This is a genomic window from Acidobacterium sp. S8 (genome assembly GCF_009765985.1).
Taxonomy (GTDB): Bacteria; Acidobacteriota; Terriglobia; order Terriglobales; family Acidobacteriaceae; genus Alloacidobacterium.
In genome coordinates this window covers 160,827-184,462 of record NZ_LMUM01000015.1, presented here as the reverse complement: position 1 = coordinate 184,462, position 23,636 = coordinate 160,827, and the positions used below count along the sequence as shown (strand labels likewise).

The following is a 23,636-nucleotide window of genomic DNA, read 5'->3' as shown; positions in this document are numbered from 1 at the left end:
GCATGTGCAATCGCTATTCTTGTCACTCGCGCGCGTCCTTCCCAAGATAGCGGGCGCCGAATCGTGCGGACGACTTCTCCCGGAAGTTCGAAATCAAAGACATAAGAGCCGTCGTTCCACCGTCTACAACGATCGTCTGTCCTACAATGAAGCTGGCATCGTCACCACACAGAAGCACTGCGAGGGCGGCGATGTCGTGCGGTACTCCATAACGCGCTGCGGGTACGGAGTTAAAAGCACTTTTCTTTGCTTCGGCTTCCGAAAATCCAGGAATTGCACTGAAATAGTTTTCTACGGTGATCCATCCGGGTGCAATCGCATTGACTCGAATGCCATGGTGGGCGAGTTCTACAGCCAATGCCCTTGTCTGGGCTATGATGGCGCCCTTCGTGGCTGCGTACGCCGAGTGTTCCGGGGCTCCCTGCAATCCGTGGATCGATGAAATATTACAAATCGCGCCGCCTCCATGCCTCATCATGTCAGCGACGATCTTCTGGGTGATGAAGTAAGGTGCACGCACATTCACGTTGAAGAGCGTGTCAAACTGCGCAGGTTGCATCTCCGCATAGGGGCAGTTAAAAGTGACGCCCGCATTATTGACGAGGCAGTTGATGGCGCCTAGGGCGGCGATGGCGCCTTTGGCAAGGGATAACGCCTGTTGAAGATCGTTAAAGTCCGCGCCGATTGCGACGGCTTTCCGCCCCAACGCCTTGATCTCTTCGACTGCGCTGCTGGCCCCTTGCTCGTGATGGCTGTAGTGGAGGACGACATCTGCGCCATTCCTTGCAAACTCGATCGCGATCTCTCGGCCAATGCCGGTATCGGCTCCTGTCACGAGTGCTTTTTTACCGACTAACCTAAGTTCCTCGCTCATAATCTTTGCTCTTCCTCATCTGGTGGCATTGGGCCTGCATCAGCCATTGTGCCGATTCTCTTCAAATTGAGCGAGCTTCTGCCGAAACTCAGGCTGGCCCAGCACTTCCGGGTTTAATATGTTTTGCGGTATCTGCCCGGTCGCTACACGGATCAGGTTCTGAACGATCACTTCCCTGGTTGCCTGCGCTGCGCGGCGCGTACTGGGAAGCCAGTGCGGCGTAAGGATGACGTTATCGAGCGCGAGAAGGCAACTCGAGGGCGGAAGAGGCTCCGTATCGAAGACATCCAGGCCAGCTCCCGCAATTGCATTCTCCTGAAGGACTTTCACCAGGGCTTCTTCATCAATGATCTCTCCGCGCGCCACATTGATGAGGTATGCGGTCGGTTTCAGTAGCTTCAGCCTTTGAGCATCCAGCAAGCCCCTAGTATGTTTTTCCAGTCTGCAATGCAGGCTCACAAAATCAGAAACAGAAAGCAGCGTTTCGAGATTGGATACCAGTTCGACACCCAAGGCTTCGGCGGCAAACCGATCAGCGCGTGGCGAGTAAGCAAGAATCTTCATGTGAAAAGGTGCCGCGAGGCGGGCAAGCTCCAGGCCTGTTTTGCCGAGGCCGATAATACCAAGTGTTTTTCCGATCAAGTCATCACCGTATATCTCGGACTGCCTGTCCCAGCGGCCGCTTCTAAGAACAGCTTCCTGCTGCGGAAGCCTCTTTGCCAACGCAAGCATGAACGTAAATGCCGCCGAGGCAGTGGAATGGGTGAGACTATCAGGAGCATTGAAGACGACTACGTTGTTTTTCGTGCAGGCCTTGGTATCGATCTTGTCGTAACCTGCACCTGCTCGTGCGATCACGATCAGGTTCTCGGCACCTTTGGAAAAAGCTTCGGCCTTCAGCCATGGCCTTATGATCACAATCGCGTTGGCATTGGCAATGTGCTCCGCGGTAATTTCCAGCGAGTACAAACGGTCCCAATAGGTCGAGTCACCTTGCGTCGGTTTCTGGTCGAGCAGGAAGCCAGTCTCGATAAATCCAGTGGCGTTGAGAGCATCGACGCCGATGTCCTGACCTCTCATCTGCCCGGATTCATCGAGGTAGTCGCCTGTGAACATTGCTTTGAAGGGGCGCACTCTTACCACCTCTTCAGATCGTCTTCGGTGGTGATGGTGACCTGTGCTCCAGGCCGCGAAGTGAAGTCGCTCCGAAGCGCCATTCCAAGGCCAGGCTTGCCATTTAAACGCAGGTGGCCGTCTTCCAGCAGGAACGGTTCGTCCAAGACATCCTTGTACCAGCTATCGATGTAACCTCGTACGATTTCCTGGATCATCGCATTCGGGATGTGCAGCATCAGATGCAGCGCCGCGCAAAGCGCGACAGGGCCGATGGTGTCATGTAACGTGATCGGCAGGTAATAGGTGTCGGCGAGACTGCAGACCTTACGCGTCTCGGTAAAGCCGCCGCCCCAGGAAAGATCCGGCATGATGATGTCGGCCGCATTCTTCTCGACGTATTCGCGAAACCTGAAGCGGGTGAACGCGCGCTCGCTCTGACAGATGCGAACCGAAGTCGCCGCCTTCAGCCGCACGAATGCATCGATATTGTCTGGTGGCATAATCTCCTCAAGCCACAGGACGTTATAGGGCTCAAGCGCTCGTGCAATCTGAATCGAGCAGGGAAGGTCCCATCGGGCATGTCCCTCAATGGCAATCGCCATTGTGTCGCCACATTTATTTCGGATGTCTTCAATAATGCCAAGACCTTTTTTCAACTCGGCGCTACTGATCGAATGCGCCAGTGGTCCCGCTGCCGTCTCCTGCCCCCAGATCGAGACCTTTTCCCGTGGTTTATCAGGGCCGGCGACAGTGTTGCCAAATTGATCGAAGGGCCACAGTTTCATCGCAGTGATGCCCTGGTTTAGCAGGTCTTTGGCAAGCTCCCCAGCCTTCCCCTGGGTCCACGCTGTGTAGTCAGCGTATCGTCCGGATCCTACGCAGGTGTTATAGACGGGGATGCGATCGCGATTGCGACCACCTAATACGTTGTAGATAGGTTGTTGCAGATGTTGGCCGACTAAATCCCACAGCGCTACGTCAATTGCTGAGATAGCCCGCAGCTCCGCACCAGCGAATCCGCAAAAATTGATTACAGAGAACAGATTGTTCCAGTGGTTCTCCGTATCGAAGGCGTCGCGGCCGATCAGAAGGGGAGCGAAGAGGTCGTGGATGATCGCACTGACCGCACGGGGAAGATAGTATGTTTCTCCCAGGCCAATCAGTCCGTCGTCGGTATACAGGCGGACCCATAAATTATTGGGCAATGCCTGGCGTGCGTGAGGCTCGCGCTCGCGCCAGATCGCTTCCGGAACCGCCTCAAACCAGATGGTTTCAACTTTAACTATTTTCATGCGATCCGATCATGGTCTTAGATCCATGGTCAGTATCGCTTTTAGAGTTGCAGGATAGCATTGTCAACGAGTTTCAGTGTATTGAACGTGAATTGGATTCACATACTTAAGTCGTCAGGTCGATCTCTGCTCCGAGCTGGGGAATGATCGCTTTTCCTTTACCGCCGAGACGGGCATATGTCCCGGTAAATAGCGTCGGGTCAAGCGTCTCTTCAGCAGTTCCAGTATTGCTGGCCCAGAGGTGGTGATGAATGGGAATGACGACAGATGCACCCAGGTGCCAGGCGAGCAACGCCGCTTCGTGGGCATCCATGTTGCCGCTGACGCCGTTGATGCAGAGTAGAGCAGCGGTCGGCTTCCGCGATTTAAGGCGCCTTAGCCGAACGTCGTATTCGGTATCTCCGCAGTGGTAAATCGTAATATCACCGATTTGCAGCAGCACACCCATGGCGTCCGGTACTTCCCAGCCTGGAATCCCTGCCTCGTGGCGCGCGGGCGTTGCTTCAACGGTGATGTCTTTCACCGTCTTGGTTTGTCCATGCTGAAGCTTGATGACATGTTCACGATTCAGACCCCAGCTCAACGCATGGGCCGAAGCGCTGGGAGGCATGATGAACAGGGCTTCAGGGTTGTTCTGCGAGATCACAGGAATCGAGCCCGGGTCGAGGTGATCTTCGTGCCAATGGGTTGATACGACCGCATCTGCCCTAACATCCTCCGGCGAAACTGGCGGTGGAAAGGCCCGGTCTGCGCCGAAAATCGTCTTTACTGAATTTGAAAGATAGGGGTCGATGTAAACAACGGCGCCGTTTGGCGCCTTGAAGGCAAACCCCGATCCACCCAGCCACCAGCAGGACACATGTCCTGCGCTTACACTCTTCGAGGCGATTTGATCCGCTAGCTTCATTCTTCTCCTTGTTTTCTCTGGCCTTAGCGGCCCGGCGGAATAACACGTAACTCAAAACCTGTTTCCTGATCGGTATAGGCCTTGCTTAGGGTTAAATGAGAGAGCATTTCGTTGCGCGCAGCATCGGGCTCGCGAGTCTCAATCGCATTCAGAATCCGCAAATGTTCATCGACGAGGATATGCATCCGTTCCGAGCGAGCGTGGATTAACTGGCCTTGGGCAAGCACTTTTTGCAGCAGCTCGATGAACCAGATAAAAACGCTGTTTCCTGACGCGACTGCAATGTGGTGGTGAAATGCCTTGTCGCGCTCGATAAACCGGCGCGTGTTGGTCAGCGACTTACGCATCGCTTCAATTTCAGAATGCATCTTCTGCAGATCCTGCTCGGTAGCGCGCAAGGCTGCCGAGGCGGCAGATTCAGCCTCCATGGCGCGCCTGGCCTCATACATCTCAGCAAAAGAGTGCCCGCGTGAGGGAACGAGCAGATCTTCAGGATCGCGGAGGACCGCTTCGGCTGCATCCGCGAGATAAGTGCCGGAGCCGTGGATGACCTCCAGAACGCCCATGATCTGCAAGGCCTTTAATGCTTGGCGAAGAGAGCCTCGTGAGATCTTCAAGAGAGCTGCCAATTCGCGTTCTGGGGGAAGGCGTTCACCTGGCTTGATTACTCCTCGGAGAATGCTTGCCTTAAGTTGACTGACCACGTTTTCGGTCAAGTCCTCGGTCCGAATAGGCCCCATTTCCTTTGCCAGCCGGGTCAGTGCGGAAGCTTGATTCAATCCTTTATCGGGACGCGGAGTCATTTCTGATTTCCCTCACTGGCGCACATCTTTGCGGGCATGATATAGCAGCTTTCGCTCGCAGTTACAAGCACAAATCTTTCACCTACACTCCATTCGCGTTTGCTATGAACAGGTTAGAGAATATTCAATCGCCCGTCCTGTCTAGTCTTGTTCAATAGGCTGAAATTGATTGACACTCGTAGGTTCCAACTCTACAAGAAGGAAACGATGAGCCAAGGTCGAAACGAGGGATGTCTATCATGCTCAACCGGCCTTCCTTCAGCGGCAAATCAGTGGGCTGTGAGTATTCGTGAATAACATATTTGGATTTTCTTTAACCCTGATCGCGGGTGCAAGTGTAGGCATCAGCATGTGGCCTTTAAAGTGGGCCAGAGCCTGGAAATGGGAAAATTTCTGGTTCTATTACGCAATCTTTTCTCTCATCGTCGTTCCATTCGGCCTGGCATTCGCGGTTCTACCAAATCTCAGCAACGTATATTCATCCCTCGCATTGAGTGAAATTCTCTGGCCCTTGTTTATGGGGGTTCTGTGGGGATTTGCCCAGCTAGGTGCGGGCATCTGTGTACATCGGCTCGGTATTGGAGTGGCAGGCGCGGTACTGAACGGAACTGGTGCCGCCTTCGGAACGATCATTCCTCTGTTGTCTCTACATCGCGATGCGTTGCTACGGACGAGCGGCACGTTGATCGTTGCCGGCGTCGTCATGATGCTGGCAGGCGCGGCGTTTTGCGGCTGGAGCGGATACCTGCGGGAGATTGAGGCAAGGCAGCGTGGAGGAGCGGGCTTTGGTGAAGAACAGGCAGCCATGCGTCAGGCTTCTTATTCGGCGAGGGCCTATATCTTTACTCTCGGTATTGCAATTGGCTCGGGCGTGTTGTCTTCACTGCTCAATATTGCTCTCGCTTATAGCGGTCATATCATGAAGCTCGCGGAGCAACAGGGCGGCCAGCCGTCTTGGACTCCCTTTGCGGTGTGGCCAATCGCCCTGCTGGGCGGATCGCTGGCGAACATCGGCTATGCCGTGTATCTGCTCTCGAAGAATAAGACGTGGGGGAATTTCCGCATCGGATTTTTCCCGGAGGTGTTTTACCCTGCTTTAGCGGCATGCTTGTGGATGGCGGGAATTGCGCTTTACAGCAGCGGGACGACCTATCTGGGAAGCCTCGGCGTTTCCATCGGCTTTGCCGTCTTTATGATCACAATGATCGTTAGTGGCCAGTTCACTGGATTGGTTACCGGGGAATGGCGCTTGATGAAGCCGAGGACCTACATTTCTTTCGCTGTAGGCGTAGGGTTGTTGATACTTGCAGTCTTAACGATCGGTCTTTCGAAATACTTTGAAGCTTGAATACGAATTCGCTTTTAGCTAACTACAAAACGTTCATCGTATTTAGAAAGCTTGTTTACCAATTGATTGGGGCATAGATTATGGCGCGGGCTTCAACAGCAGATAGCACGTCGATAGGAAAGCACAGCAAGGAACTAGTCCTGAGGCTATACCGGACCATGGTGTTGATCCGGGAGTTCGAGTTGAAGGCGAAAGAGGTCTTTCGCAGCGGCAGAATGCCGGGATTCATTCATGTATACATCGGCGAAGAAGCGGTAGCCACTGGAGTATGCGGCCAGCTACGCAAGGATGACTATGTGGCCAGCACGCATCGCGGGCACGGCCATGCTTTGGCCAAGGGAATCTCGGCCCGGGACGCCATGGCTGAGCTCATGGGCGTGGTGACAGGGTGCTCCGGTGGTCGTGGCGGCACGATGCATCTCTATGATCCTACGGTAGGATTCCTGGGCTCAAACGGTGTTGTTCCTCCGGGAATTCTGATCGCTACCGGCGCGGGGTTGAGCGCAAAGCTCAAAGGCGGGGATCAGGTTGCGGTTGCTTTCTTCGGTGACGGTGGCTCCAATAACGGCGCCTTTCATGAAGGCCTGAACATGGCAGCGACCTGGGATATTCCTGTCATCTTTGTTTGCGAAAACAATATGTACGCGACAGAGATGCCGTTCGCAAAGGCGACAAAAAATACCAACATTGCCAGCCGTGCTGCTGCCTATGGCATTCCTGGAGTTCAGGTTGATGGAAATAATGTCCTTGAGGTCTACGAGAAGACGGGCGAAGCGGTTGCGCGGGCGCGCAGGGGCGAGGGTCCGACCCTGATTGAATGCCTTACCTACCGTTGGTTCGGTCATCATGAGGGCGATCCGGGCGTTGCTTATCGGACCAAGGAAGAAATCGCAGCATGGAAGGCGCGCGATCCGATTCAAAAATTGCATGACGACGCCATCGCTGCCAAACTTGCATCGGAGCAGGAATTCAAGCAGATCGATGTTGACATCAAGGGAGAGCTTGAGGACGCGGCTGAGTTCGCGCTTTCGAGCCCTCTAGAAAAAAACGAGACGGCACTCGATCACGTTTACTTCAATCCAGCGGCTGACTGACGAACTAGGAACGACGAATCAGGAACGACGAGCGGGGAAGCTATTCATGTCTGAGACAACAACTCTAATTTCCAGTGCTTCCGAAACGCCCTCACGCCAGGCAGAGCGAATCATCACCTATGCGCAGGCAGGGGTAGAAGGGGTTCGCGAAGAGATGCGGCGTAATCCCGACATCTTTTATATCGGCCAGGGAATTGGTCCGCGTGGCGGAAACTTCCAGCAAAGCCGTGGGCTGTGGGAAGAATTCGGCGAAGAGCGCGTGCGCGATACGCCCATCGCTGAACGGGCACAGGCCGGCATGGGAGTGGGAGCCGCACTTGCCGGCAGCCACCCCATTATCGACATTGTCTTCCTCGACTTTACCCTCGAAGCGATGGGCGAGATCGTCCAGCAGGCATCCACAATTCACTACATCTCAAATGGTCGATATAAGGTTCCCATGCTATTGCGCGCTGCGGGTGGAGGCGTACGCAGCACTGGACCACATCATTCCCACACTTTCTGGTCGTTCTTCGCGCACATTCCCGGCCTCAAGGTTGCGGTGCCCTCTGCTCCCGCTGATGTGAAGGGCCTCATCAAGACTGCATTGCGAGATGAGAATCCGGTCATGTTTATCGAGCACAAGGGACTGTACAATACCAAGGGCCACGTACCGGAAGAGGAGTACCTGATCCCGTTTGGAGAAGCACGCATTGCGCGCGCCGGTAAGCACGTAACCCTGGTTACGCTTGGGATGATGGTGCAGCGATCACTCGATGCGGCTGCCAAGCTTACTGAGAGCGGAATATCGGTTGAAGTCATCGACCTTCGCACGCTGGTTCCTTTGGACAAGGAGACAATCTTCGCCTCAGTTGCCAAGACAGGCAGGCTGGCGATTGTCGATGAAGCGTATGCAAGTTGCGGAGTGTCTGCGGAAGTGGCGGCACTGGTCGCGGGTGAGGCTCTGGATGAGTTGGATGCGCCGATACTTCGGATCTGCACACGTCCCACGCCGCACACTTTCAGTCCATCGACCGATGCATACCTGGTGCCGTCGGTAGATCGTATTGTCAGCGAAGTCGCTGACTTGGTCGGGAAAAAGATTTAAGTCTCCCCGGGTAGCTGCAACGGGAACGGAACTGGAGATCGCCCTGAATGAGTGTTGAGATTGTCATGCCGCAGCTGGGCCTCACGATGACTGAGGGGAGCGTCAGCACATGGATCAAAAAGCCAGGTGACTCGGTAAATAAAGATGAGATCATCCTAGCGGTTGCGACGGACAAGGTTGACATGGATGTGGAGTCGCCCACGGACGGCATTCTGGGAAAGATTCTCATCGATGCTGGAATCACAGTCCCCGTTGGCACTGTGTTGACGCACATCATTGTCGATGGAGACGAGCCCGAGGCGCACGCTGAGTCGCCTGCAGCGGCAGCGGATGCTAAGCAAGAGAAGCCAATGCCATCGGAGAAAGAACAGTCTTTACGGGTAAGAGTACCCGAGGCTGGCGCAAGACCGAACATACGAGAAGGACGCATACTTGCATCTCCTCGGGCGAAAAAGCTGGCTGCAGCGGGTGGTATCGATCTTGGCATCGTCAAAGGCAGTGGACCGTATGGGAGGATTGTCGCAGCGGATGTAGAGGCAGCGTTACCGCAGCAACGTGTTTCGAAAGAGCCGATCGTCGATGGAAATGCAAGGCGACGTCAGCTGATCGCCGATAGAATGGTTGAGAGCATCAATACGATCCCAGCCTTCTCCGTCTCTGTCGAGGTCGACGCACAGCATTTGGTTGCTCTATATGAAAATCTCAGGGTACGGATTGAGCAAGTTGCCGGCGTTAAGCTCACATATACAGATCTGCTCTTGAAGGCACTTTCAATAGGTTTGGTGCAGACTCCGGAGATGAACGCTCTCTCGGAAAATGGCGCGCCGCAGCGATTGTTAGAAGCAACGCTTGCAATGGCAGTGGCCACGGACCGTGGAGTCGTTGCGCCAGTCCTCAAAAGTGTCGATACGTTACCCATGGAGCAGCTAGCTCAATCGCGCGTCAAGGCTACACAAAAAGCTCGCGAGGGCAGATTAACCTTTGAAGATCTGGAGGGAGCCTCAGGCACTCTCAGTAATCTCGGCATGTATCGCATCGATCGTTTTGAAGGAATTATTACTCCGGGCCAGACATTCATTCTTGCCGTGGGACAGCTAAAGAAGCGGCCCTGGGTCGTTGACAACGCACTCACTGTGACTACCACGCTTATTCTCAATCTCTCTGTGGATCACCGTATTGTAGACGGAGCGATTGCAGCTCAATTCTTGAGTCAAGTAGCGGAGGCGATCGAAAATCCGTATCAGTTGTTATGGAATGTTGATGCAGGGACGCGAGGCAAATAAATGATGACAAGCTTAAGCCAGACGATTGCGACGCGCATTGTTCCCGACAATCATCTGGCAATCTATTGGCTCTGCCAGGCTGGTTTCGCCTTCAAGACTAGTAAGAATCAAGTCGTCTTCGTCGATCCCTATCTCACAGATGTTGTCGAGCGCCTGGTCGGATTTAAGCGCATGATGGCCTCTCCCATCGCGCTCGATGAGGTGGCTGCCGACCTGATCATTTGCACGCACGAACATCTTGACCACATGGATACGGACGCACTCCCAGCTTTGGCCAGGAATGAGCGCATCCACTTTGCAGGGCCAATTGAGTGCATGAAGGAATTCCAGAAGCAGGAGATTCCGGCCGAACGCTGCCATCTGCTGGAAGAGGGAAAATCGCTGTGCTTTGGCGACATCGAGGTCCACGCGGTCTATGCCGATCACGGGGAGCTGGCGCCGGACGCTCTGGGCGTTGTCATCGATTTTGATGGCATCCGCGTCTATCACACCGGCGACACAGCTCTTCGTATCGATGAGTTCAAGCCTGCTCTCGCAATGAAGCCTCATGTCCTGCTGCCCTGCATCAATGGAGCGTTTGGGAATATGAATGCTGGTGATGCCGCTGCGCTCACCGCGCTGGCCATGCCGGACGTCGTGATTCCTACGCACTTCTGGATGTTTGTTGAGCAGAACGGCGATCCCGCTAGATTTCTCGATCTCTGTTCGCGCCTTGCTTCGGATACGAAAGCAGTTCTGATGAAACCGGGGGAGGAGCTTCTGTTTCAGAAACCCGCATGATCACTCACCTGATTGACACGCTCACCGGTATCGATAAGGCTCCAACAATGTGGACCAGTTCCGATGGCAGCAGAATTCTTGCACTGCCATATGGGGGGCGAATTCTTGGATTGTTTACGTCGGCCTCCGACAAAAATTTCTTCTGGACGCATCCTGCGCTCGAAGCTGTTGACTCTGCACGCGCTTTTTATCAAAGCTCCAGCTGGCACAATTCAGGCGGAGATCGCACCTGGCTCTCTCCCGAAGTAGATTTCTTCATCCCTAATTTCCCTTCGTTCGATACCTACTTTCAGCCGCGCGAGTTCGATCCAGGCACCTATGAGCTAACCACCGAAAATAGAGAGCTGGCGCTGACGAATACTTTTACCTCCAGGCTCTCACGCTCAAAAGACACCGCTCGGATGCGAATCACGAAGCGTATTAGCGCGGCGCTCGACCCGCTGCGTGAAGTGGATGCAGGCACTTTTTCTCAGTTGGAGTATGCCGGCTTCACCCTTCAAACGCGCTTAGAGATATTTGAGAGCACAGGACCGGTCGAGCTTAACCTCTGGAGCCTGCTGCAACTTCCGCATGGGGGCGATCTCATCATTCCCACCTTTTCGCGAGCTTCAGTAGTACATTTCATGGGAACAATCGCCGACGAAGATCTGGAAGTAACCGATCAATACATCCGTTACAAGATGCGAGCCGAAGGAGAAAATAAAATAGGCGTCTCTTCCCTCTGCCTTGCTGGTCGTGTCGGCTACTTGCGCACTGATGGTCGGAACGCCTCTCTTGTCATTCGCAATATTGCTGTGAATCCTTCGGCTAAATATCTTGACATGCCGTGGAACTCGCCAATGCCTGCAGGTGCTGCGGTGCAGGCGTGCAATATCGACAGCAATCTAGGAGCATTTTCGGAGCTGGAATATCATGCTCCGGCGATTGGTGGCACAAGCGGACTCTCCAGTTGCGACGACGTATCCCAGCTTTGGGCCTTCACTGGACCGAGGGACGCAGTCGCCAGCGCAGCGAGGCTTCTGCTCTGCTCAGCGCTATAGGTTCAGCTAATTGAAATGAGTAGAAGATTTCGATATGGTTCGTTACCTTCTTGACCATGTGTGAAAGGTCACTCGAAGATGCGAGCCGTCATTAGCGATCATCTCTTCCCATCCATTGATTTGCAAAAGGGAGTATTAGAGTCAGCAGGATTTGAACTGGAAGAGGTGCAGCCCGGTTGTAGGAATGAAGATGAAGTGATTGATCGCTGCGCTGATGCAGATGTATTACTGGTTCAGTGGGCTCCAATCACTCGGCACGTTCTCGGTAGTCTGCCTAAGCTCCGAGGAGTTGTGCGCTACGGGATTGGCGTCAATAATATCGATCTCGATGCAGCAAAAGATCTTCGCATTGGCGTTGCCAATATACCTACCTATTGCATTGAAGAAGTATCGAACCACGCGGTGACCATGATCCTGAGCCTGGCTCGCCGCATTCCGCATGACCACTATAGAATTGCGCACGGCGAATGGGGTGTTGCTCCACTGCTCCCGATTCCCGCGTTTACAGACCTCACTTTGGGGCTTGTAGGATTCGGTGCCATCGCACGCCGTGTTGCTGACAAGGCCAAGGTCTTCGGGTTTAACATGGCTGCCGCTGATCCTTACGTGAAGCCCGAAGTGTTTGAAGAACGTGGTGTTCAGAGTCTGGAGCTGAAAGAACTGCTCGCAAACGCGAATATCATCTCGCTACATTGCCCGCTCGTGAAAGAAACGACGCATCTGATTGATGAGGCCGCAATCAGCGCCATGAAACGGGGCGTCATCATCGTGAACACTTCGCGTGGGCAAATCATTTGTGAGCCGCATCTTATTGGAGCACTGCAAAGCGGGCGCGTGCTTGGTGCTGGCCTGGACGTCTTCGAAGAAGAGCCATTGCCTGCGAGCAGCGTGTTACGTGGCCTGCCGAATGTGATTCTGACGAGTCATGCTGCCTCTGTATCCACCCGCTCTGTTGAGTCTTTGCAAATAAAGGCTGCTGAATCAGCCAGAGATTTTCTATTGGGTGTTCGTCCCGAAGGTGCACTCGTCTGGCCATACCAGTGACTGGACCCCTTGCTTCAAGAATGAAACCCTCTCACAGGTGAAGGAACTGCAATGAAATTGCTTTCAGTTACAACTCCGGATGGACCCCGGCTTGCCGCAAAAGTTGATGCTGGCATCGTGATTTTTTCAGAAACTGAAAAGTTGTCACAAAAGAGAAAACCAGCTCTGCCGCTCACGCTGCAGGAAGCGTTGGCATCAGATGGTAGCTTTGCTGAGATGGAGTCGCAGGCCAGTTCCATTCTCAGTCACCCGGATATTCAGAAATATATCCGTCCCGAGAATCAAGTAGCTTTCACTCAACTCTATGCTCCACGAAATATTCTTTGTGTCGGCCTCAACTATAAAGACCATGTTGAGGAAAGCAAGACTCCGCTGCCGCAGCAACCGGTCTTCTTCGCGAAGTGGGTCAATGCGGCGTCAGAGAATCATGCCCCAATTGTTCTCCCCCCGGATACAACGGAAGTAGACTATGAGGCCGAACTAGCAGTCGTGATTGGCCGCCGTTGCCGCAGCGTCTCTGCCGAAACGGCGCTGGATTATGTGGCAGGCTATACTTGCATGAATGATGTGAGCGCGCGCGACTTCCAGCGCGGCGACGGCCAATGGGTGCGAGCCAAAAGTCAGGACACATTTGGACCATTTGGACCCTACCTCGTGACCAAGACGGAAATACCCGACCCGCAGGTGTTGCCCATCCGTTGCACGGTAAACGGACGCTTGCTCCAGAACTCGAATACCAGCAAGATGATCTTTGGTGTTCGAGAGCTCATTGCCTTCATCTCACGCGGCGTCACTCTCTACCCCGGAGACTTGATCAGCACCGGCACCCCGCATGGCGTTGGCTTCGCTCATAATCCTCCCGTATTTCTTCATGATGGAGACGAGGTTGTTGTCGAAATTGACGGCATCGGTCGCCTCTCGAATCCAGTGAAAGCAATGTGACTCGTACATTGAATTGCCTGCTTCTGGATATGAAGCCAGATCAATATATTGAACGTTTGACACTCCTATTCTGCTGATTTACAGGGTCATTATCTTGCTGCGAGGCGGCGGACTGACGGGATGAGCGACGACGGATCAACCTTTGACTTCGGGCTTTCACGGCGCGAGTTCCTGTTACGAAGCGGGAGAGCCGGCGCGGCTTTGGCGTTGCCACACACACTCTTTCCGGATAAGAAGGAGGCCGCGAAGACGCCGCTTCCAAAAGCCAGCTTTGAATATGCGGCCGGAGAGGTAGTTCTACCCTTCTCTTATTCTGCAAAGCTCTCGCCTATGCCCAAGCCGTCAGGCCTGGATTTCTCGCATCAGCTTAATCCCGACAACTGCCAAGTTTTCATCCGCATGGATGACGAGATATGGGAATTCCGCAGTCAGTGGATCATCAACCTCGGTACTATGGCGCGCTACAAAGGACCAGATATCGATCACATGTCCCGAGACGAGGATGGAATCTATCCTGATGGCATGAGCTCATGCTGGTTTCTTGGCGGCATGTGGTATGACGAGCAGGAGAAGAAACTCTATGCCCCTATGCACATAGAGCACGATGGTCCGCGGCGAAGTTATCCGTTTTCGCGGAAGATCGCCTTGGCAACGAGCATGGATAAAGGCCGGACGTGGCGGTATGAGGGCGATATCGTCACGTCGGAGACCTATTACTATCCTTACGACTTCTTTAAGTTTTCGGGGGCCAGTTATGGCATCGGTGTAGCCGATTTCGGCTTTTATGCAGACGAGCGCGGCGGATATTTCTATATTTTCCCGGATGAAGGGTGGGCTCCATGGTCAACTCGTGGCATGCGTTGGAACAGCCGTGTTGCGAGGTGCGCCACACGTGACAAGATGGCGCCAGGCAAGTGGACCTACTTCTACCAAGGCGAGTGGACAGAGTCTGCTCTCGGCGGCAAATCGTCTATCGTTGCGCCAAGTCACTTCTGGGGCATCACGTATTCCACCGTACTGGAAAAATACATATGCATGTTCACGGCAAACCAGGATCCTCCGGTTGGCGAGAATATCGATGGCATTTGTATCGGCTGCTGCACTGATCTGGGTAAGCAGGATTGGGTTTGGGGACATTGCCAGGAAGCCATGTTCGGATTCATGAACCTCATCAACAATGACGGCACTGATGTCGCGCGTACCTGCGCTGACGGTTTCCGTCTCTATACCTATTTTGCAGAGAATGATTTTCAGCGCCTTGATTTCACGCTGACGAAGGGACAGACGAGCGTCGTTGATCTGCAACCTCGTTTCCTTTTTGAGCCACACCCTGAGTCATCCGATCCGACATTGGGGCGCAAGACTCGAATCGTAGGCTGTATGCATTCGGAGGTGAAGTATGCAGGCGATTGGAAGGAGCGCAACGAGCGAGATTCGTACGAAGGAAGGGCAAAGGAGGCTGCTTCACCAAACAGCACTGCGGAATTTTTCTTTGAAGGAACAGAGATTTACTGGCGCGCCCTGCATTCACCCGCAAGCGGAAAGGCGAATGTCTACATCGACGGAATCTTTGCAGGGGAAGTGGATTGCTACAGTCCTCGCAGCACTTCCTGGGAGCAGTTTCTTTATATCAGAAAAAACCTATCGCCTCAGACCCGGCACAGCATCAGGATTGCGGCCACGGGCAAAAAGCATACCAAGTCGTCCGGCACAACCATCAGCCATGTGGCATTCGAATTTTCATCAGAGAGCTACAAAGCTTCCGCCGGTTTCTCGGGACTCATGGGCAAGAACAACTGGCATTATCGACAGGGCACAGGATCAAAGCTGACCGACCTGGCCTTTACGGTAGATGAGGATCATCCTAAATTTTATTGGTCAGGAAGCGGAGGCTGCAGGATCGGTCCGGACTTTGCAATCACCGGCGATTCGGATGCTGTGCGTACATGGGCCGTGCCACACTGTGGCACCGTGCGCATCGAGGGGACTGCAGCATGCCCCGTAGGAATGACGGCTCGCATCTACAAGAACGATGAAATTGTCTGGCCCAGAGAGGCGACCTCAACTACGAATAGCCCATATGATGTTGAGCTGACCCTCATTCAGGGAGACGACCTAAGCTTCATAGTTAGCGACAACGGCGATCGCACGAGGCCTGATGAGGATCGCAAAGTAGTCTGGGACCCGGTTATTACATACATGAAAAGCGTACCGCCGGTATGGCAGCCAAATAGACCGAGCGCGCGCGATCTGGCACGGCATAAATGTGCGCGCTCCAAGGTATTAGTTTCCAGCTATTGCCCTTTCTATGCTGTAGATGGAGATCTGAACACTTCTTTTAGTATTCACGCGGATGACAAGCTCTCCACAGGTGACGACTGGCTGGAAGTGGATCTGGAGCAGACGTACATGATCGACAACTACGTCGTCTGTTCGCAGACCGCGAATCCACCATACCGTGTGACCAGCTTTACTCTGCAGAAGAGCGACGAAAGATTTCACTGGACAGACGTGGACACCGTTAGCAGTGCCAGCGATCCGCTCGAACATTACTATGGAATCCCTATGACGCGTGTGGCACGGACTGTGCCGGCATTTCGCGCGCGTTACGTGCGCATCTATTTACCGCGAGGCAAGCCATTCACGATTAGCGGATTCGAGCTGTACTACACCGAGGGAAAAGCGTCGTTTGGGCCACCTATCCCAGCGGGATGAGTGCTTCGCAACAAAAGCGTAAGCATTCACTTCTTGTTCATCAGTCCTATCTGGAGATGTCGAGTGTGAATCCTGTTATCTGCTTGCGGGAGTGCCGCGCGAGCAAAGAGCGGCCTTAGCCGAGGAGTTTTTCGTTTTCTGCGCGATCATCCTGATTTTACCTCTGTCGGATTCCCCTTCAGCGCACAACGATTTGCTACGCTTCATTGTTATGACAACGTGCATCTATGAACCTGTCAGCTTCACTAAGAAATTATTAAGTTAATCCGGGCTGGGTGGTCCGCTTGGGCCGCACTAAAATTATCTTACTGGGCGACTTCTTTACTCAATGGGCTTCATGGTGCAATCCTATCGCGTCGCGTTCAGGTTGGCCCTCCTCTAGCGGCTTTTTCTTCTGCTGATCAATTTCATGAGGTCCTCTGATATCCCAAGAGTGACAGGATTGCTTTAGATAATATTCATTAGATTGAACACTTCGTCGAAAGCTGATGGTCAAGACTACTCTACGGAGAGTGAATTGTCCCCTCTTATCATCAACGAGTAGGTTCAGCGGACCGGGCAGTCGCACTGTCGAATTGAAGGAGATTATGACACCCAATTTATTTTCGCTTCAAGGAAAGACAGTTCTTGTTACCGGAGGCAATGGCGGCCTGGGGCTGGCGATGGCGCAGGGTTTGAAACAAGCTGGTGCACAGGTAATCGTCACGGGACGCAATCCTGAAAAGAATGCAGCGATCCCCAAAGGGCCTAATTCGCCGGATCTTGTGGTATCGATGGAAGTCTATGATGAGAACGCTGTCGAGCAAACTATTGCGCAGGTAGTGGAGAAGTTCGGCGGACTCAACATATTGATCAATAACGCGGGCTTAGGCAAGCGGTCAGTTGTCACAGATCTTCCCCTGGAAGTATGGGAGGCGACTGTGCATGTCAATCTCACCGGCGCATTCTTGTGTTCCAAGCACGCGGCACGCGCGATGAAGGCTGCGGAAAAGGGCGGCAAGATCATTAACATCGGCTCGGTGTATTCCCTGGCCGGTGTTCCCAATGGCGTTGCCTACGGAGCTACGAAGCACGGAATTGTGGGTTTGACGCGATCCATGGCGGTGGAGCTAGGTGTTCACAACATTCAGGTAAATGCGATTCTGCCGGGCTTTTGCGAGACAGAGATGACCCAGCATTTAAAGAGCTCTCCCAGCTTTGATTTTATACGCCGGAAAACACCTGCAGGTCGTTGGGGCAAGCCGGATGATATGGTGGGCGCAGCGGTATTTCTAGCTGGTGCCGGATCTGATTTCGTTACGGGAGCTTCTCTGGTAGTCGATGGAGGGTATTCAATTACCGACCGTCCACTTTATGACTAACGATCAGGCCCGACCTGTGAGCAGCCAGTCCCGCTGCTTCGGACTGAGCGAAAGAGGATCCGCCCCGAGTGAGTCGACGAGATGAGCCATATTTGTTGTGCCCAAAATCGGGAAGACTGGAAAATCATAGGCTAAAAGATACGCCATAGCGACCTGATTCGCGGTTGCGTTCAGTTCCTCCGCTAGTTTTCGCGCGCGTTCCCGTCGTTCCCGGTTCTCCGGATTATCGAAGGATTCGGGATTCCGTCCTGTGGCTCCATCGAAAAAACCGTACGCTGTGGGAGTCCATGGCATCACCGCCACCTGGGTTTGGCGATGCCATGCGATGTCCTCCTCGGTCATCATATGCGCTGTGGAATCGAACTGACCGTCCCATCCAATCGGATTGTGATTAGCTCGCCCTAAATTCCATTGCGGAGATGAAGCTACAAAACCATGCAGCGAATGCTCCGCAGCATAAGAATTGGCTTCGGCCAGACGCTCCGCCGTCCAATTGCTCGCCCCGATATAACGAATACGTCCGCGCGCAATCTCGGCGTTGAGTATTTCGATGATCTCCCCCGCAGCGTGTCGCACGTCATCACGATGGAGAGTGTAGAGATCGATCTGGTCGATCTGTAATCGCTCCAGACTTGTCGTGATATCGGAGGCGATCACCTCTGCCGTCATGCAGTCATCGGGACGAGGATAAACCTTTCCTTGACCGGGAAGCGCACCCTTCGTGCTGATTACGACCTCGTTTCGATTACCAAATTTGCGGAGACATTCGCCTAGTGAGCGTTCGCTGCAGCCGTCCCCGTTCGGGTACCAACAGGCATAAGAGTGCGCGGTATCAAAGAAATTGCCGCCGACCTCACAGTAAACTCGATAAAGCTCGTGCATGTCTGCGCCGTGGACTCTGGCGCCGAAGCGCATCACACCGTAGCAGAGGGATGAAACCGACAGATCGGTCTTAGGTATGTTGTAACGCTTCATAAGTGATCTCGGAGTCTCCACCTGATGCCCCCTTGGATTCTTCATTTTGAGCGCTTTCCTCATACACCAACTTCATCATGCCGGTACCTTAGTGTCGGCATTCCATGTGGATGGCGGTAGAGAATTTGTGTTAAATACGGCCAGCCGTCGAATTTCGGGTCGACCAGCGCTTTCAGTTATAACCAGTCTTATCGCCCCCGCCATAGTTGGCTCGACAGGTTGGATTCGCTTATGTCCGATTGCTGAGCCGGTTCCCAGGACCTTCCATTCTTCTTTGCTCTGAGCTTCCACGCGATAGCCTCGAACACGTTCTCCTGAGGCGCAGTTCTCCTGCATGATCACATGATCGATTCGAGTATTGTTGGGCAGCGGAAGCGAAATTGAATCGCCTGATCCGGACGTCTCTGCCACGCTATGTCCGAATCTGCGTTGGATCTCGCTACGGAATTCCCGCATGCGTGCTCGGTACGAGTCGGGGATCAGCCCTTTGTTGTCTGGCGGAACATTCACAATGAGCTGCGCACCTCGCCCATTTGTGCGGTAATAGATATCCAGTAGCGTGTCCAGCGAGAGCAAGTAGTTCTCGTTTGTCGTGCTCCAAAACCAGTCTGGTCGCAGGATGGACACATGCGCCTCATTCGGGAGCCACACACTTCCATTGGGGTCTCCGTGTAATGCTGTTTCTCCACCTGTTTTCGCATCCGCAGTGGTTACCGTATTCCATGCCGGGTAGACGGCAAAGCCTTCTTCATTGCCAACGCCACGGATGGTTGCATTCGGCCCCGATTCGTAAATCATTGCATGAGGCGCATACTTCTTAAGTATGTCGGATATGTGAACGACATTTGAGCCGTCGAACCATACCTCAAACATCTCGCCATAACGGGAGAGGATCTCAGTCAGTTGCTGGCGATAGATGATATTGTAGGCATTCTGTTTTTCGGGAGTCTTACAGCGTCCGCCGCCTCCTGCTCCGAACTTGTCGTCGCGCGGAGAAATATATACACCGAACTTCATGCCAACTTTGCGGCAAGACCCAGCAAGATCGGCCAATACATCGCCATGGCCGCCACGCCAGGATGTCTTACGTATGCCGTAGTCGGTTGTATCCGTCTGCCACATGCAGAAGCCGCCGACATGCTTTGCCACAAAGACGATGTATTTCGCGCCGAGGTCCATGGCGCTGGCTACCCATTGATCTGTGTCTAGAAGCTCGGGGTTGATTTGTGACAGTGGCGTAGAGAGATCATCTAGTTCCTTATCCTGCCAGGTATTCGGCGCGAAATGGATGAACATTCCTATTTCCAGATCCTGCCATGCAAGCTGATCGGCCGTCGGTGACGGCAGCGTTGGAACTGCATCAGCGTAGGCCTTGCCCGCAAGCAGTGGATAAACACCACTTAGAGGGATAAGTGACGTTGTACCGAGAAAGGAGCAAATAAATCTACGACGGTTCATTGATTGCTATTCCTGATGCATCGGTTGTTTCTGATCGCGGCTAGAGCCATGCATTTTTTGATCATATGCAGTTTCTCAAGGCGATCGATTTCTTAAGCAAGGACAGCCAAGTTTGCTGACTACTTCATGCTGCCGGCTTGTCTATGTGGCTGCGTCATGCATTGGACTGTCAATAGAATTCAATAGTTTGAACTAAAACATGGGATATATAGAGTTCATTACATTCTGAAAAGAGTTTCACGGGACCGTGCAATTTTCACACAGAATTAATCCACGATGAAAGGCGATTCAACATTGCGAGTATGAAGCTTTTTTCTTGTGATGGATCGTCGCATATGAGCAATGGAAGTTCCTGTTCAATGGATTGAATTGCATTGACAGTAGCTACTGACGGCCATAGAACCATTGGCGACCGTTATGCCGTTATGGTTAGAGAGACAGAGGCTTAGATTTGTTTAGCGCTCTTTGTAGAAAGTTTAAGGCTTCAGTGTCAGTTTAGATTCAATAGCCTGAACTGGAAGTAAAGGTACACTGTTGCGTTCTGTAATCAAGCTCTCATCTCGGAAAGCCTCGTAAAGTTTCGCTCAGACCAAAGGAGAATGATGAATAATGTTGCACGGTCAGGGTTCGGTCTCTTCTCCATATTAACCCTCTCGCTCATGGTGTGCTTTGGAGTTACGGTACAGAAACCCGAGCTACAGCGAGCCGACCGTTGGGCGACCATGAAGTTTACCGGTGAGATGAAGCCAGATGCGCCGGAAAGCTTCCTAGTTGTCGAAGCGTACTATACGGGCTTTGAGAATATGGGCTTTGCGCAGGATTTCCAGAAGAACAGCCATTTCGGACGAGCTCTGCGAATCAACACAAATGATTATGCATCGGGACTCTATATGGGGAATGCGGAGGCAGTGTCGGTGCATCTGACCGCTCCGGCGAAGAGTCTGGACGCCATCATCGGTCTCGACGGACGCTCGAATCAATGTGGTGGTAGCAATCAGCAGCAGGAGTTTCTGGTCCAGGTCGATCACAAAGTCGTGTTTCAAAGTCAAACACTCGAAGTGGGGAAGGCCCCCCTTCCAATCCATGTAGATCTGGAGGGAGCAAATTTCTTCACGCTACGGAATGCCGCCGGTCATCAATGGTGCAGGGAAGCGGTCTGGGCCAATGCGAAAGTTGTGCTACAGGACGGCAGTCAACTCTCTTTGGGGGAACTGCCAGTTGGCCAGGCCGTCGCAGGTCCGGATCAGGAACCTCCATTTTCGTTCGTATATGGAGGAAGACCCTCCAGCGAATTGCTGAAGCTATGGAAGAAGACTAGCAGTACGAAGGCTCTGGATAACGACCGCGTAGAGTACCAGATAAGCTTCAGTGATCCTGATACCGGTCTTATTGTGACCTGGATAGGCAAGAGCTATCGCGACTATCCGGTTATAGAGTGGACGGTTTACTTCGAGAACTCAGGATCTGCCGATACTCCAATCCTCGAGAAGATCCGCGCTATCGATACCAGTTTTGAACGACGGGACTATGGTGAATTCAATCTTCATCACTTCCGGGGCAGTCCTTCACAAGCGACGGATTTTGAACCATTCCAGACGGAATTGACTAAAGGCAGCACCTTGCATCTTGCGACTTCCGGAGGGCGTCCGACGGATAAGGCGATGTGCTATTTCAATCTCGAAGAGCAGCAGAAAGGTATTATTGTTGGGCTCGGCTGGCCCGGCCAATGGGATGCGGATTTCATTCGCGACAGCGGCCGCACGGTACGTCTGCAGGCAGGCCAGGAACTCACGCACTTCAAGCTTCATCCTGGAGAAAAAGTGCGCTCTCCCCTGGTTGCGCTTTTGTTCTGGAATGGCGATTGGATTCACGGACAAAATCTCTGGCGTAAATGGATGCTTGCTTATAATATGCCGAACTTTTCCGACGGAACAATCCAGCCTCATCTGGCGGGTACCAGTGCGTACTGGACCAACGTTATGGTTGAGGGGAATGAAGAAAATCAGAAACTCTTTATCAATCGCTATCGAGCCGCCGGCATCAAGCTTGACTTCTGGTGGATGGACGCGGGTTGGTACGTCAACAATGGCTCGTGGGTGAACACAGGAACCTGGAAGATCGACCCGCAGCGATTTCCTAAGGGCCTGCGGCCGATTACCGATCTGGCCCACAGTATGGAATTACAGACCATTGTCTGGTTTGAGCTGGAGCGGGTAAATCACGACAGTACCCTCTGGAAAGAGCATCCCGATTGGCTGCTCACCGACCCCTTGCATGAGAAGGGTGGAAATAGGTTACTCAACCTTGGCCTTCCCGCTGTGCAGCAATGGATCGTGGATCTGCTCGACCGCTACATTACTGAACAAGGAATTGACGTCTATCGCATCGATTTCAATATCGAGCCACTGGCATTTTGGAGGAACAATGACGCTCCGGACCGTCAGGGAATCACGGAGATCCGTTATGTCGAGGGGTTTCTGGGATATCTCGACGAATTGAAAAAGAGGCACCCGAATTTAATGATCGACACGTGCGCATCGGGCGGAAGACGCGACGATTTAGAAACATTGCGTCGTGCTGTTCCCATGCATCGCAGTGACTATAACGATGACCCTATCGGGAACCAGAACATTGGTTTCGGGTTGGCTTTTTGGGTTCCTTACTCCGGCGGCCCTGACCTTTCGCGCGATAATTATGTTTTTCGTAGTGCATGGTCGCCTCAGATTTATCTCGCCTGGGATATGCGGAGAACTGACCTGGATTACGACTGGATGCGAAAAGCCGTCGCGCAGTGGCGCAGCGTTGCCCCCGATATGCTGAGAGACTATTATCCGCTTCTCCCTTACAGCCCCACGAATGATGCCTGGATGGCATGGCAGTTCGATAATCAGGAGAAGGGAGAGGGTTTCGTACAAGCATTCCGGCGCGAGAATAGCGCCACCACAGAGGTACGGCTGCCACTGCACGGGTTAGATCATGACTCAAAATACACCATCACTAACCTCGATACGCAATCCAGTGAAACCCATTCAGGTGCGGAGCTCACATCAGTTGGCCTAACTGTATCGATGCCGGAAAAGCCGAGTTCTCAAGTTATTGTCTATCACAGGTTACCCTGATGAGACTTACGCGCCACAATGTGAAACCACTCGATCGCAGCTGATCTTCGCATATACGTGATTGAAGTCTTCGTTCAATAGCCGAAGTCAACGGATACTCCCCCTCTAACAACTAAAACGGCTATGTCTTTGAATGGATGCCCCGTGCCTTGAATCGGGCGCACAATTTACCCGCTTATTTTCCTGCTGTTATCCAAATTGCCGTCGACGCCTCTTCGAACGACTTCACATTTGTAGTGGTTTTCACCAATAACTCGTGGAATGAAAATCATCAATTAGTGCATTGGGATATCACTGACGGCGTGAACATAAATTTCATGTTTTGACTGGCACCCCTGTAGCAAACAGATTGTCCTAATTAAATGAGTGGAGATTACTGTTCAATGGGTTGAAATGCA

At 52.9% G+C, this 23,636-nt stretch carries 18 protein-coding genes; 11 read left to right on the top strand and 7 right to left on the bottom strand.

All coding sequences use genetic code 11. The annotated features are described in order from the left end of the window. Positions 1-22 precede the first annotated feature (22 nt). From GSQ86_RS04705 to GSQ86_RS04685, 5 genes are all read right to left on the bottom strand, one after another. Entirely contained in the window at positions 23-874 is an 852-nt protein-coding gene (locus GSQ86_RS04705; RefSeq protein WP_158748794.1) for an SDR family NAD(P)-dependent oxidoreductase, read from the bottom strand. Positions 875-913: 39 nt separating this feature from the next. Further along, positions 914-2,008, bottom strand: coding sequence for an NAD(P)-dependent oxidoreductase (locus tag GSQ86_RS04700; protein WP_158748793.1), 1,095 nt, complete (start codon positions 2,006-2,008; stop codon positions 914-916). A gap of 2 nt (positions 2,009-2,010) precedes the next feature. Beyond that, positions 2,011-3,282 (bottom strand): mandelate racemase/muconate lactonizing enzyme family protein, encoded by a 1,272-nt coding sequence (locus GSQ86_RS04695; protein ID WP_158748792.1) that lies wholly within the window; start codon positions 3,280-3,282, stop codon positions 2,011-2,013. A 106-nt stretch (positions 3,283-3,388) separates the two neighbouring features. Continuing rightward, positions 3,389-4,189, bottom strand: coding sequence for an MBL fold metallo-hydrolase (locus GSQ86_RS04690; RefSeq protein ID WP_158748791.1), 801 nt, complete (start codon positions 4,187-4,189; stop codon positions 3,389-3,391). Between the two features lie 23 nt (positions 4,190-4,212). Continuing rightward, the gene (locus GSQ86_RS04685) at positions 4,213-4,992 is read right to left on the bottom strand and encodes a FadR/GntR family transcriptional regulator (RefSeq protein WP_158748790.1); all 780 of its coding nucleotides are present in this window, start codon (positions 4,990-4,992) and stop codon (positions 4,213-4,215) included. Positions 4,993-5,281: 289 nt separating this feature from the next. Here GSQ86_RS04685 and GSQ86_RS04680 point away from each other — a divergent pair, with 289 nt between their 5' ends. From GSQ86_RS04680 to GSQ86_RS04635, 10 genes are all read left to right on the top strand, one after another. Next, complete coding sequence (locus GSQ86_RS04680) at positions 5,282-6,340, top strand: L-rhamnose/proton symporter RhaT (RefSeq protein WP_158748789.1); 1,059 nt, start codon at positions 5,282-5,284, stop codon at positions 6,338-6,340. Between the two features lie 80 nt (positions 6,341-6,420). After that, positions 6,421-7,434, top strand: coding sequence for a thiamine pyrophosphate-dependent dehydrogenase E1 component subunit alpha (locus tag GSQ86_RS04675; RefSeq protein ID WP_158748788.1), 1,014 nt, complete (start codon positions 6,421-6,423; stop codon positions 7,432-7,434). A gap of 46 nt (positions 7,435-7,480) precedes the next feature. Beyond that, complete coding sequence (locus GSQ86_RS04670; protein WP_158748787.1) at positions 7,481-8,521, top strand: alpha-ketoacid dehydrogenase subunit beta; 1,041 nt, start codon at positions 7,481-7,483, stop codon at positions 8,519-8,521. Positions 8,522-8,568: 47 nt separating this feature from the next. After that, a complete protein-coding gene (locus GSQ86_RS04665) occupies positions 8,569-9,804 on the top strand; it encodes a dihydrolipoamide acetyltransferase family protein (RefSeq protein ID WP_158748786.1) in 1,236 nt (411 codons plus the stop codon). Next, on the top strand, positions 9,805-10,584 hold the full coding sequence (locus GSQ86_RS04660; protein WP_158748785.1) for an MBL fold metallo-hydrolase: 780 nt from the start codon (positions 9,805-9,807) through the stop codon (positions 10,582-10,584). It abuts the gene before it with no gap. Beyond that, entirely contained in the window at positions 10,581-11,624 is a 1,044-nt protein-coding gene (locus GSQ86_RS04655; protein WP_158748784.1) for a DUF6786 family protein, read from the top strand. Before GSQ86_RS04660 ends, GSQ86_RS04655 begins: the two co-directional genes overlap by 4 nt. Positions 11,625-11,702: 78 nt before the next feature. Beyond that, positions 11,703-12,668 (top strand): C-terminal binding protein, encoded by a 966-nt coding sequence (locus GSQ86_RS04650; protein ID WP_158748783.1) that lies wholly within the window; start codon positions 11,703-11,705, stop codon positions 12,666-12,668. Between the two features lie 51 nt (positions 12,669-12,719). Continuing rightward, positions 12,720-13,610 carry a fumarylacetoacetate hydrolase family protein gene (locus GSQ86_RS04645; protein WP_216841013.1) on the top strand — a complete coding sequence of 297 codons (891 nt, stop codon included), beginning with the start codon at positions 12,720-12,722 and terminating at the stop codon, positions 13,608-13,610. Between the two features lie 120 nt (positions 13,611-13,730). Further along, the gene (locus GSQ86_RS04640) at positions 13,731-16,325 is read left to right on the top strand and encodes a discoidin domain-containing protein (RefSeq protein WP_158748782.1); all 2,595 of its coding nucleotides are present in this window, start codon (positions 13,731-13,733) and stop codon (positions 16,323-16,325) included. A gap of 587 nt (positions 16,326-16,912) precedes the next feature. Continuing rightward, the gene (locus GSQ86_RS04635; RefSeq protein WP_158748781.1) at positions 16,913-17,686 is read left to right on the top strand and encodes an SDR family NAD(P)-dependent oxidoreductase; all 774 of its coding nucleotides are present in this window, start codon (positions 16,913-16,915) and stop codon (positions 17,684-17,686) included. Between the two features lie 3 nt (positions 17,687-17,689). Here the strand turns inward: GSQ86_RS04635 and GSQ86_RS04630 are convergent, their stop codons facing one another. Beyond that, positions 17,690-18,661: an aldo/keto reductase gene (locus tag GSQ86_RS04630; RefSeq protein WP_158748780.1), complete on the bottom strand. Its 972-nt coding sequence runs from the start codon at positions 18,659-18,661 to the stop codon at positions 17,690-17,692. Between the two features lie 75 nt (positions 18,662-18,736). Beyond that, positions 18,737-20,119, bottom strand: a complete 1,383-nt coding sequence (locus GSQ86_RS04625; RefSeq protein WP_158748779.1) for an alpha-L-fucosidase — start codon at positions 20,117-20,119, stop codon at positions 18,737-18,739. A gap of 599 nt (positions 20,120-20,718) precedes the next feature. Here GSQ86_RS04625 and GSQ86_RS04620 point away from each other — a divergent pair. Continuing rightward, positions 20,719-23,238, top strand: coding sequence for an alpha-galactosidase (locus GSQ86_RS04620; protein ID WP_158748778.1), 2,520 nt, complete (start codon positions 20,719-20,721; stop codon positions 23,236-23,238). The last annotated feature ends 398 nt before the right edge of the window (positions 23,239-23,636 follow it).